This is a genomic window from Vibrio furnissii CIP 102972 (genome assembly GCF_000176175.1).
Classification (GTDB): domain Bacteria; phylum Pseudomonadota; class Gammaproteobacteria; order Enterobacterales; family Vibrionaceae; genus Vibrio; species Vibrio furnissii.
The window spans coordinates 32,436-45,428 of record NZ_ACZP01000014.1 but is presented as its reverse complement, the minus strand read 5'-3'; the positions used below and the strand labels follow the sequence as shown (position 1 = coordinate 45,428).

Below are 12,993 nucleotides of genomic sequence, written 5' to 3'. Positions count from 1 at the left end.
CCACTTCTCCGTTATTCCCGCAGTGCGTTGTTTTTGGCGCTGAGGATGGGCTTAAGTAAGTAGTCCAGCACGGTCCGTTTACCAGTGATGATGTCGACCGAGGCCGTCATGCCGGGAATGATCGGCAGGCTTTCATCGTGACCGAGAGACGTCTCTTTGGTGCGCGCTCGCACCAGATAAAAACTGTTGCCGTCCTCATCTTGGGACGTGTCGGCGCTGATGTGTTCCAACGTGCCTTCTAACCCGCCGTATTTGGTAAAATCATAGGCGCTGAACTTAACAATCGCAGGGAGATCTGGCCGCAAAAATGCGATGTCTTGCGGTGCGATCTGCGCTTCGACTAACAAGGTATCTTCCGTGGGGACGATCTCGACAATGTCCATCCCCGGTTGAATCACGCCACCAACAGTGTTGACGTACAGGGTTTTGATGGTGCCTGTCACAGGGGAGAGCACCACAGTACGGTTGACTCGATCTTCAAGGCCGACGGTGGATTCCGTCATCGCTGAGAGTTTGTCTTGAGTTTGGTTGAGTGCTTCTTGTTGTTGGGAACGGAACTTCAGTGCCGCATCGATACGGCTCAGCATCGATTCACGCAGCGCGGATTTCAATACCGGCACTTTGAGTTCGCTAGAGGTGAGATCGCGGCGAGTATCGTTCACTTGACGCTGTAACTTCAGCAATTCGATGCGCGGCACGACGCCTTCATCCGCCAGTGGTTTGGTGATTTCCAGCTCTTTATTGGCGTAGCTGTAGCTCTGGCGCAAGTTACGCACGCGCGCTTGGATCTCGACCAAATCTTGTTGTTTCTGTTTTACTTGCTGCGAAATAACCGACAGTTGGTTGCGCAAGTTATCCAAATCTTGGCGATATTGAGCGCGCTGACGTTCAACCAAATCGGGTTGGGATTCCACCAACGCGGGCGGAAACGCAAGCTTGGTGTAATCAATGCGAACGCTTTTTTCCCACTCGGCTTCCGTGAATTCATCATTGACCACCACGCTGGCGATGGACGCAGAAAGCTGCAAGACGCTGGCGGTGAGGTTGGCCACTTGTTGTTCGCGCTCGCGATAGTCGGAACGAAAGCGGGTGTCGTCAATCAGCAGCAACTGTTGACCTTTTTTGACCTGCTCGCCTTCACGAACCAGAATCTGTTTGACCAAGCCGCCTTCAAGGTTTTGCACCACTTGAATTTGCGACGAGGGAACGACTTTGCCTTGGCCTACCGTGACTTTGTCGATTTGTGCCCACGATGCCCACGCGCCCGCCAGAATGAAAAATAGCACCATGACCCACAACATAATCCGGGCACTGCTGGGCGTATTGAGCAGCAGTGCGGCTGTCTGGTCGTCGACAAATTCAAGTTCGCCGGGCGAGAGCTGGTGGTAACTGCGTTGACTCATGGTGCGATCCTGCGATGGTTTAATGGAGCCTGGAACAATGACATCGTGTATAAGATAAAGCGTAGCTTAATTATGTCTGCTATTTTTATAACTGACTATGATGCATGGGAATTTTTTATACATGGTGCAGATATTTATGGTTTTTCTGATGGCCATCAATGGAACAACGTGACAAAACACCAAAGTCCCGAGCAAAAGTGTTCGGGACTTTATCGGTATGAAGACTGGGTGTTGACGCGATCACCATTTGACGGGGCGCGGGTGGAATTCAGCTTATCGCGGTAGCGTCGTGAACACCGTCCACTCTTTTACGATTTCACCTTTAAACCCAACCACACTCGCGGTGACGCGGCGGTTTTGTGCGTGACTGACTTGATCTTCGCCGTTGACGGCTAACACCGTATCGCCATAACCGACGATGCGAATGCGCTTTGGCGTGACTCCGAAACGCAGCAGTTGCAGACGTACAGCTTCAGAACGCTGCTTTGATAACGCCAAGTTGTGGTCAGCTTTACCGACTTTGCTGGCGTAGCCTTGCAGTTCAATGGATGCTTCTGGGTAAAGCTTAAGAAAATCAGCCATCTGGCGAATCTGATTCATAAATACTGGCGGAATCGTACTCGAATTGTTCGCAAACAGAATATGCAGTTTTTGTAAATGCGACGATTTGATCGCGGTGCCACAGCCTTCATTATCGATCTGCGATGCTGCGGGCGTGTCCGGGCATTTATCTCGTGCGTTGATGACGCCGTCATTATCGTCATCCAACAAATCATCCATCTGGTTTGCGACCGGGGTTTGAATATAGTCGTAAACGTCGGGATTGGGCTCTTCATTTGCCAATAGCGGACGTGATAACGACACAGCCATTACAGCCAGCAACAAAGTGCGAATGTTCATGTTAATACTCTACCTTTTCCATCCATTCAGCCGGCACGTCAACGCGCAACGCATCCAACAAATTACCAGTCGCATTCATTAATCGGTATTTGGCGTATTGTTCCGCGTATTTCGCATCCAAATAGTCTTTACGTGCTTCAAACAGTTCATTTTCGGTATTCAACAAATCCAGCAGGGTGCGCTGACCAATCAAATACTGTTTGCGGTAAGCAATGACCGTTTTTGAGGCCGAATCAACGTGATCTGCCAAAAACTCTTTTTGTTGCAGCGTTAAATCCAATGCATTCCACGACAATCGAAGCCCTTCTTCTACAGTGCGGAACGTGCTTTCGCGTAGGTCCTTGGCTTGGTTGAGCTGATACGCGGCGCCTTCGGTTCTGTGTCGGTCAGAACCCCCGTTAAACAGGTTATAACGCACGCGAATCATGGCCGTGGTTTCGTCACTACTGCCTTTATAGCCCCCGGCGTCATTGAGCCAGGTTTGAGAGGCTTCAAAGGACACCGTTGGATAATTCGGCGCTTTCGACTGTTTATACTGCGAACGAGCAGCATCCACGTCGGTTTGCGCAACTTTAATGACCGGGTGAGATTGCTGAGCGCGTTCGATGGCATCGTCAACAGTTAAAGGCAGGGCTGTACTGTCGGCGCGTGGGAACAATAATCCCAATGGCTCTTGACCGACTAGACGGCGAAACTGGGTATAGGCATCAAAAAGGTTGTTCTGAGCCGCCAAGAGATTTCCGTGCGCTTTTGCTATCCGCGCTTCCACCTGAGTCACATCTGCAATTGAGCCAATACCGGATTCTGAGCGCTTCTTAATGTCGCGGTAGATTTCTTTGTGCGTTGCTAAGTTATTCTCAGAGAGAACTAACACGTCATGGGCTTTCGTGGCTTCCAAGTAGATTCTGGCAACTTCCAAGGCTTTGTCGGACGCATCGGCCAACAGTTGATAGCGATCGGCTTCAGCTTCTGCGGCCGTACGGTCCATGTCGTTCAACGTTGCAGAGCCATCCCAAATCAACTGATTCAAGGTCAGTGTGACGTCTTTGCGCGTCATGTCCGTATTTTCACTACTGCTTGATTCTGCTGGGTTGATTCCTTCATACCCAATTCCGGCATCGAGATCGATACGTGGAAGGTAAGCACCTGAAACCGCATTAGATTCAGATACGCGACTTTTGTACTGGTTAAATGCACTTTTGAGTTCAGGATTTGATGCCAAAGTTAACGACACCGCTTGTTCTAACGTTTGAGCAAGTGCAGGACTGGTTATCGCAAGGGCACATACCAGAGTACTTAAGGAAAACCCTTTCAAAATCAAACTCCCATGTCAGGTAAAAAATAAATGAGCGCAGAGTCTAATCTAGAACCTGTCTCATTAATTGGACGAATGAGTTGAAGTGTCAAAAATGTGACGGAAAACAGCGATAAATTATCAACCTGTTGCACAGCAAAAGGGTGCTATGACGTTAACTCATTAATAAGGCGCGGATTCTACCTACATGTATCCTCAAAATAAAGGCGGGATTGTCACATTTTTAATGTGATGTTCGTTCCAATGATTTGTGGTCAAAAATTATTAAATGCGTCAAAAAAACGTTAACAGTACGTCGTTTTAACCTTTGTTTAACTAAGGTTTAGTGATATCTTTCGAGAAATTTTCCTAAATAATAAATGCCGTCAATGTGTGAATGTTGTGCGGTAAAATGACTAAAAAAGTTTCTGGGGTTGTCTTTTATGAGTGTTAACTCTCTTGTGTTTAGTGGGATTCTGTCTGCAAACCAAATGATCGTCATCGACGTGAATGGCAATATTCGAACCGCGCTCATCGGGGAGAAATTGCCGCAAGGAACGGTGATCGTGCAACGCGGTGATGACATCAGTGATGAGGCTGCACTCAAAACGCAGATCATTGACGCCAATAACAACCCACAAGACATCACAGACGACGTTGCGCGTATTTTTGCCGCCCTAGAAGAGGGGCAGGATCCCACCCAGGTAGACGAAGAACTTGCTCCCGCAGCCGGCGGAGGCCAAGGTTCGGCACTCACCGCCGCCGCCACGGTCGAACGCATCGGCTCAGAAACCATCGCGATCACCAGCTTCGACACCACCGGCTTCGAAAGCTTAGGCCTTTCTCAAACACAAAGTTTGGCACTGTCGAGCGTTTTGGTGACGTCTGCGGCATCGAGCGCTGATGCGACTTCGGAAAATCCAACCGTGTCGACCATCAGCAGCTCAGAAGTGGATGAAGGTCAAGACGCGGTGTTCACCGTGACGTTGAGCAATGCGAGCAGCAGTGCGACCACTTACGAGTTCGACTTGGGTGGCGCGACCGATACAGCGGGCAGCGATGACTACAGCAGCAGTGTGACGTTCAGCAATGGCGTGACGTACGACAGCGAAACGGGTCTGATCACGGTGCCAGCGGGCGTGACGTCGTTCACGGCGACAGTCCAAACCACACAAGACACCATCGACGAAGCGAATGAAACGTTCACGTTGACGGTAGGCAATGGCACTGATGTTGCGACAGGCACAGCGACCATCATCGACGACGATGCGGCACCTATCGCCCAAGACGACACATCAACCAGCAATCACTGCTTCTCGGGCAAATATTATGCTTATAACGAGCATTCGGGTGGTTTGGGGAACATGGATTCGGTTGCAGATGCTCTGGCGCTTATTGCTCAAAATGAGCCGAACGTGACGTTTGATGTGTCTAACATTGATTACCAGTTAAGTAATAGTAATAAATATGGTGGTTTGACGTCCGAGTCGCAGTTACAAGACTTCTTGGGTTCTGATGCGAGCTCGATGAAAGGGTCTGTACCGAGCTCCACCACCGATGGTGTGATGCTGTTGACTGGCGCAGTGTTCTTGGCAGCAGGGACTTATTCGCTGAAAGTGAATGCGGACGACGGTTACTTTATTAAAATCGATGGTCAAGTGGTTGCTCAGTACGACGGTATCCAGTCCACGACTGAACGTGTTCATGACACCTTTACCTTAGATTCAGATGGTTACCACAGTGTCGAAATTGTCTATTGGGATCAAGGTGGCAATGCCGTTTTGGATATCGCCATTGGACAATATGAAGACGGAGCCCTTGTGGGGAACTTCTCTCCACTGCTTGATGCGCCAGTGCTGGGCGATGAACTCTGCATGGTGCAAGATGGCAGTCTCACGATTGACCCATCTGTTGTGCTGGCAAACGACTCTGATCCAGATGGTGATACATTAACCATTATCTCTGTCGATTCTCCGTCGACAGGGACGGTGACGCTGAACGAGGATGGGACGATCAGCTTTAAGCCAGCGGCTGGCTTTAATGGCGATGCGACCTTTACCTACACGGTGCAAGACAGCGATGGATTAACGGATTCAGCCACTGTGACTGTGCACGTTGAACCCGTGTCGGATGGTCTGTCTGTGACGGCTTCGCTTAATAGCGTTGATAATTATGTGGTTGATTTCGTGGAGCAGCTTGAAGAGAACCACGTGAATGACGGTTATCAAGAAAGTGCACGCCTTTGGGGTAACAGTGAAAACAATGTCCTGATTGGTGATGAATCCGTTCAGCAAATATTCGGTCGCAGTGGTTCGGATATTCTGATTGGTGGCAACGTGACGAATGGTACGTTGGATCTTTACGGTGATGATACTGGCGGCAATGGTAACGACACCCTGATTTCAACGTCGCTTTCGGTCACGACAGCATATTACGGCGAAGGTGGGACCGATGTTGCCTATTTACCGGGTTCACTTGCTGATCTTGAACTGATCCAGCGAGACGATTGTGATTCGTTTGACTTGCGTTTGAAAGATAAGGTTACCGGCGCGTTCCATGACTTTTACAGTATCGAAACGCTGTATTTGAATGATGGCAAGTACGAGATCAGTGATGGCAAACTCGTCAAGACCGCCGACTTATTTGAACTCAATATCGACGTTGATCTCAACGATGCTGATGGCAGCGAAGTCGTCACAGAGGTCATTGTCTCCGGTGTGCCAGATGATGCGACATTATCTGTTGGTACGAACCTCGGTGACGGACGTTGGAGCATTCCGGTCAGCGCCCTGGATTCTGATGGCAAAGCAACCGTCGTGGTTGAAGCGCCGACAGGTACATCACCAGAATTATCAGTGACAGTTGGCGCACAAGAAGTTGACCTCAACGGTGAAGCGTTGGATCTCCCTAAATACGCATCAACAGACATTGGTTCTGTTGGTCTGCCGGACAGCGCACCTAACGGTGACAACACAGTGGAAGGTGGAAAAGGCGACGATGTGTTGATGGGCGATATTGGCGGCTATGTTGTCAGTGTTCAACCGGGTGTCAATTACAATATTGCTCTAATTATCGATACGTCAGGTTCGATGAAGTTTGACTTAGCTGGCAATGACAATGGTTTCAGCAATAGTTACCAAAGCCAGTCACAGTATAATGCTTCGCGAATGAAACTAGTCATCGATGCTCTCACAAACCTTGCTACAGATTTAGTGAATCATGATGGTGTTATCAATATTAATCTTATTGGTTTTGAATCTAGTGCTCACTCAGCGCTAACACTTCAACTCACCGCTGATAACTTGCAGCAATTGCTGACAGAAATTCAAGATATGGATGCCGAAGGGGGCACTAACTACGAAGCGGCGTTTGATTTAGCGAGTAATTGGTTTAGTCATCAGCCAACAGAGGGCTATGAGAATTTAACTTATTTCCTAACGGATGGGGATCCAACCTTTAGTAATAGTGGTGATAACGGTGCGGGCAATCAAACGGATTACCGGGATATGTATGACGCGTTAGAGGCATTCAAAGACTTGAGCAGTCAGAGCGCCGTACATGCGATTGGTATCGGTAGTGGTATTACAGAAGGCCGGTTGATGTTCTTTGACAATACATCAGATACGTCATTGCAAGCTGTTGAAGGCCTGTATGTTTCGAATAAAGTCTTGCATTTTGATGATGGCACTCACGCTCAGCTAACACAAACCGATGGTTCAGGCAGCGTGTACTATGCAGACGATAAATTGGTGATGACTGATCCCGATTATAAATGGAGTGATAACAGATCAGCGACTAGATACGTTTCTGAAATGACGTCAATTGTCGATGATCATTCAACTATTAAGTTTGATGTTCGTGTTTCTAGAGGCGATTTTTTCTGGGAGTTATACCATGCTGATGGAACACTTGCTGCGAGTGGATCAACGGGTCACTCGGAAACTATCAACATTGACGTAGCGAACGCAGGTACGTACTACTTTGAATTCAACTTTGAAGGTGATAGAGATACCGATGGGTATAATGGAAGTAGTAAGGCGTGGGCAGAAGTCGGATCAATTGATACTTACATCCCTTACTATGCTCAAGCTGGCGAAGTCCAAATTGTAAATTCAGCTGATGAACTAAAAGCAGCACTGCAAGGTGCTGAAACCATCACTGACATTGCGGAGATGGGCAACGATACGGTCAACGGCAACGAAGGTAACGATATCCTGTTTGGTGATTCAATTAACACGGATGGTTTACCATGGGCAGATGTGGGCGTTGATGCTGACTCGAAAATTGGCGCAGGGTACAACGGATTGGTTGAATTCTTAGAATTGCGTGATGGGGTAACACCGTCTCAGGTCGATATCTATGAATTCATCAAAGACAATCATGAGTTATTTAACGTTGCGGGTGATACTCGTGGTGGTGACGATATCCTCAATGGCGGCGCTGGGGACGACATCCTCTATGGCCAAGGTGGTGATGATACGCTCAATGGTGGTGCGGGGGATGACATTCTCATTGGCGGGTATGGCAACGACATTCTGACCGGTGGTGATGGCCATGACCTGTTTGTCTTCGGTGGTGAAGGAGCCCTCAACGCTGCCGTCGATGGTCAGTTTAAGAACCACATGGATGTCATTACTGACTTCCATGCAGGCGATAAGATTGATTTGTCACATATGCTCGACGAGACGTCTTACAGTTCGATGGAAGATCTACTGGAAAACATTGAAGTGACAGTGGATGGTTCGGAGCTTGAGCTGACGATTGCCGCGAACAATTATACGCAATCCATTGTGTTGAATGATGGGGCCGTTGAGTTCGATATTAATAGCCAATCAACCAGTGCAGACATCACCACGCTGTTACATGACATTATAAAAGTGGATAACAACTAACTGATAAAGCCCATCAATTGATGGGCTTTTTTCTTTTTGAACGTATACTTTTTGAACGTATAAACATACGGTGCATTCGTTGGACTTAACACCTTGTTTAATCGCAGGTTGTGGGTGTTATCTACGCAAACAATTGACATTATTTTTTCATAGCCACGGTCGTTTAGGTTATGATTGTCGACAACGAAATCGATGAGTAATGATCAATGCAGCTAAGTGCGAAAAAGACTGCACAATTTTTTATATCTAACGAATATCATCAAGTTGGACTTGAAGATGAGCGGGTTGTGCTCTCGTCGCATCTCAGTGAAGAACGCATTCCGTTCAATGTCTGGAATGGTCAGATTAAAATTCATCGTGGCTTGGTTTGGGGAGCGCTTCAATTTTATGCCCATGAAGAACAGGGCGTGCAGCGGTCTTGGTTGGTTCAAGGATTGCCTTGGCCGGAATGTCGTCAATTTGCGCATAAACTGGTCGCGATCTATCAGGAATGGCACAATCGTCAATGTGCCCAACTCAGTCACTACCTGCCGAAATGGCAAAATGAACTGAGTTATTTGCAGCGTTTACCGTCATTCTTACCACACTCTTTGGTTGATCACTGGGTCACGTCGGTGTTTGATGATCTTTCAAGCATGGGCATGACGCTAGAAGAGGCGCATCAGCGCTTACCTGAGCATATCGAACTCTTGTCCCCTTGGTTGCTTGATACCAGTGAATCCTTGTTGGAACGCAATCACCAGTGGATCGAAAATGAACGCCTGAACTGGGAAGTCTTGTTCTCTAAATTAGAATCGTCTCCGCTGAATGTGTCGCAGCAACAAGCCGTTTTGCTCAACGATGATCACAACTTAGTCTTGGCTGGTGCGGGTTCGGGTAAAACCAGTGTGTTGACCGCTCGTGTCGCGTACTTGCTGCAAAGCCATCTGGCCAATGCAGAAGATATTCTGTTGGTCGCATTTGGTCGTGATGCCTCAAAAGAGATGGAACAACGCCTGAGCGACAAAATCGGTCTTGCGGCGGAAAAAGCGCGCGTGAATACTTTCCATCAATTGGGCTTGTATATTCTCAATCAGGTAGAAGGTCAGAGCGTGGTGATTTCGCCGATTGCGCTGGATGACAAACTCAAGAAAGCGTGGTGTATCGACTGGCTCAAACGGCATTGGATGACGCCGACCAACTTCAAACGTTGGCAGAAACATCTGGCGAAATGGCCGATTGCCTATTTGGCAGGAGATGATGAACTGGGCAGCCACGTGGAAAACCCCAAACTCATCGCTTGGCTGGAAAAACAGCTGGATCAGCTCGCACAGCTCAGCATCAGCAAAAAAGAGATTCAACAGCGTTTGGTTGAGCATCCGGATTACGCGCGTTTAAATAGCGAACTGTCGCTAACTTGGCCGTGTTATCAAGCTTGGCAACAAATGCTAAAAGAGAGCAATCAGATTGATTTCAACATCATGATTAGTCGCGCGACGGATTATGTCAGAAAAGGCAAATTCGATAGCCCATGGAAATTCATCATGATCGATGAATATCAGGATATTTCACCGCAGCGCTTGGAACTGATTCAATCTTTGTGTGAACAGAAACCCAATCACACCAACTTGTTTGCCGTGGGCGATGATTGGCAGTCCATTTATCAGTTTGCTGGCTCGGATGTCAACCTCACGACCGATTTTTCCGCGCGTTTCCCGCATTCCACAGTCCATTACTTGGATACAACGTATCGATTCAATGATCAAATTGGCAGCGTTGCCAACCGATTTGTGCAGGAAAACCCAAGTCAGGTGCCCAAAGCTCTCAACAGCTTCAAGACTCAAAAACAAAAAGCGGTTTATGTGGCGCCAAGTAATCATGTGGAAAAAGTGCTGGATCAACTCAACCGTCAGGCCAGTGGCATGAAAACGGTCTTGTTACTTGGTCGAAATCATTATCACAAGCCAGAACTTTTGCGTGATTGGCAGAATCATTACTTGTCACTGCGTATCGAGTTTATGACTTGTCATGCAAGTAAAGGGAAAGAAGCGGACTACGTGATTGTGCTGGCAGTGGATGAAGGGCAGTTCCCGGCACGCGTGAAGAGTTTGCATTTAGACAGCGCTTTGACGCAGTCGTCTGATCGTTTCCCTTACGCTGAAGAGCGCCGCTTGTTTTATGTGGCGATGACGCGGGCGAAAGACAAAGTATGGATCACGCACAGCGGGAATGGTTCGGCATTTGTGCAGGAATTGCTGGCCGGCGACTATCCGGTTGTGAAACAGAAATAACGACTCCCTTTATCGGATAAGGACAAATGGATGAGCAAGACGCTAATTTTAGTTGATGTGCAGAATGATTTTGCACCGGGTGGCGCGTTGGCGGTACCGGAAGGTGATGTGATTGTTCCGGTCATTAATCGACTTCTCCCTCATTTTGATCATGTCATTGCGACCAAGGATTGGCATCCTGCGGATCATGCGAGTTTTGCTTCAGTGCAAGGTAAATCGATTGGCGATATGGTGGATCTCAATGGGGTCAGCCAAATCATGTGGCCGGATCACTGCGTGCAGCATACCGATGGTGCGGCGTTTATTCCCGGTTTAAACACTGACGAGATCGAGTATGTGGTGTACAAAGGCACCCATTCGGCGATCGACAGCTACAGCGGTTTTTTTGATAACCAACGCCAGCAAAGTACCGGACTGGCCGATTACTTGAAAGACAAGGGCATTGACGAGGTTTACATTGTCGGTTTGGCGACGGATTACTGCGTGAAATTTACCGCACTCGATGCCGCATCGTTGGGGCTTCAAACCACAGTGATTGCCGATGCGTGTCGCGGCGTGAACCTGTCTCCGGATGATTCCCATCAAGCATTCGAAGCGATGAAGGCGTCCGGATGCCGCGTGATCTCCTCCGATGAATTTCTGGCATCAATCGGCTAAGCCGTGAGGCCAACCTTGTTCAATCAAAAATCCCCTCATCAGAGGGGATTTTTTTAGGGCCATTTAGGTGCGTTCAGCAAGGTAGGCTTGGTAGTCTGGGATCTCAATGTCCACCGGTTGTGCCATCAGCTCTGAGTTAAATAGGAACTTCGCGGTGGCGCGGTTGGTTGCGACAGGAATGTTCCACACACTGGCGATACGTAACAGGGCTTTCACATCTGGGTCGTGCGGTACTGCGTTCAGCGGATCCCAGAAGAAAATCATCACATCGATTTTCCCTTCCGAAATCATGGCACCGATCTGTTGATCGCCGCCCATCGGGCCACTGATCATGCTGGTGATCTCAAGGCCAGTCTCTTTGCTGAGCATGTGGCCGGTGGTACCTGTGGCGTAAAGTGAGTGCTTTTGAAGCTTTTCGAGGTTTTCTTTGACCCAGCGCAGCAGCTCGCCTTTGTAGTTATCGTGAGCAACTAATGCGACGTGTTTACTTGCCGCCATGGTGCGCGTTGTTTTTTTCATTGGTTCTTATCCTAATGTGTCTAAGCTTCATGTGTAATAACCAAAAGCGCTTGTCTATTCAACGACTTTTACTTCAAAAGTCGGTCTGAATTCAGATGGAGATAACGATTCAGCAATAATTTGCTCGTCGAGCGTTTCCGGTGTGAGTTTTGCTATTTCGGGAGCCGCGTGACGCTCATACGCTTCTCCCCGTAAGTAATGAGCTGCCTGACGAATCGACAAACGACCTTGTTTGACCATCTTGTCACTTGGCGCAAACGCCACGCGTTCTCTGAGTAGACCGCGATAAACGCCATGACTCAAGTAGGTTGAGACCAATTGAATCTGATGTTGCTTGTTGGCGTTTCGCAGCTCGCTGATCGCCGCTTCAATGGCGACAGCACTGCCGACGATATATTGAATGCGTGGTTGTTCAATCGCTTGTTGCACTAAATTGCGTTGCAGCTCTTTGTCATTGTCGGCCCACAAGGTGGTGGCGATGCGAATGTCGCTGTGCCCAATGGCATCATAAAAGCCTTGTACCATGGGTTTGGTGCCGCCGCGTTGTTCTGGCCCCGGTAGAAGGGCAATCGGGGTTAGCCCGCTGCCTGTTGGGTGAAGCCGAGCCAAGTAATCTCCTGCGTAATAGCCCATCCAATACCAATCTACGCCGACACCGCCTTTAAGGTGCGCGCGCTGATCATCGTCTAAGATGAGTTCATTCACGATCGCAAAAACGGGGACATCGCCAGTCAGTTGGCTCAAATCATTGTGATAACCATCGGGTGACACTGTTCCGAGCAGAATGGCTTGTGCGCCCCAAGCGATGCAGTCTTTGATTTGCTGCTGTTGTTTCAACTGGCTGGGATAGCCGCCGGCTTCAAGCACTTTGAGCTCAAGGTGTTGTTTGCGCGCTTCATCGACCATGCCGTAGTTGACGGAGAGCCAATACGAGTCTTTGAGGTGTGGGTAGAGCGCGCAAACTTTGGGCTGCGCCACGGCCATCAAACTCAGCATCGAAGAGGACAAAATCAATAAGGTGGAGAACCAGCGCGACAAATTCAGACAAAGCATGAGGT

At 48.6% G+C, this 12,993-nt stretch carries 8 protein-coding genes; 3 read left to right on the top strand and 5 right to left on the bottom strand.

All coding sequences use genetic code 11. The features are described from left to right. Nucleotides 1-11: 11 nt before the first annotated feature. From VFA_RS10425 to VFA_RS10415, 3 genes are all read right to left on the bottom strand, one after another. Nucleotides 12-1,403, bottom strand: coding sequence for an HlyD family type I secretion periplasmic adaptor subunit (locus VFA_RS10425; RefSeq protein ID WP_004726734.1), 1,392 nt, complete (start codon nt 1,401-1,403; stop codon nt 12-14). A gap of 273 nt (nt 1,404-1,676) precedes the next feature. Beyond that, nucleotides 1,677-2,273, bottom strand: a complete 597-nt coding sequence (locus VFA_RS10420; RefSeq protein ID WP_370447180.1) for an OmpA family protein — start codon at nt 2,271-2,273, stop codon at nt 1,677-1,679. 31 nt (nt 2,274-2,304) lie between these two features. Further along, nucleotides 2,305-3,618 carry a TolC family outer membrane protein gene (locus VFA_RS10415; protein WP_038151555.1) on the bottom strand — a complete coding sequence of 438 codons (1,314 nt, stop codon included), beginning with the start codon at nt 3,616-3,618 and terminating at the stop codon, nt 2,305-2,307. A 422-nt stretch (nt 3,619-4,040) separates the two neighbouring features. On the opposite strand from VFA_RS10415, the gene VFA_RS10410 reads away from it, so the two are divergent. From VFA_RS10410 to pncA, 3 genes are all read left to right on the top strand, one after another. Next, entirely contained in the window at nt 4,041-8,489 is a 4,449-nt protein-coding gene (locus tag VFA_RS10410) for an Ig-like domain-containing protein (protein ID WP_232281703.1), read from the top strand. A gap of 206 nt (nt 8,490-8,695) precedes the next feature. Beyond that, the gene (gene helD / locus VFA_RS10405) at nt 8,696-10,759 is read left to right on the top strand and encodes a DNA helicase IV (protein ID WP_004726727.1); all 2,064 of its coding nucleotides are present in this window, start codon (nt 8,696-8,698) and stop codon (nt 10,757-10,759) included. Nucleotides 10,760-10,789: 30 nt separating this feature from the next. Continuing rightward, nucleotides 10,790-11,416 carry a bifunctional nicotinamidase/pyrazinamidase gene (gene pncA / locus VFA_RS10400; RefSeq protein WP_004726725.1) on the top strand — a complete coding sequence of 209 codons (627 nt, stop codon included), beginning with the start codon at nt 10,790-10,792 and terminating at the stop codon, nt 11,414-11,416. A gap of 63 nt (nt 11,417-11,479) precedes the next feature. Here pncA and VFA_RS10395 read toward each other — a convergent pair whose 3' ends face one another. Together VFA_RS10395 and torT are read right to left on the bottom strand one after the other, a co-directional pair. Then, nucleotides 11,480-11,935, bottom strand: coding sequence for a methylglyoxal synthase (locus VFA_RS10395; RefSeq protein ID WP_004726723.1), 456 nt, complete (start codon nt 11,933-11,935; stop codon nt 11,480-11,482). 54 nt (nt 11,936-11,989) lie between these two features. Further along, nucleotides 11,990-12,988 carry a TMAO reductase system periplasmic protein TorT gene (gene torT, locus VFA_RS10390; RefSeq protein ID WP_004726722.1) on the bottom strand — a complete coding sequence of 333 codons (999 nt, stop codon included), beginning with the start codon at nt 12,986-12,988 and terminating at the stop codon, nt 11,990-11,992. Between the last annotated feature and the right edge of the window lie 5 nt (nt 12,989-12,993).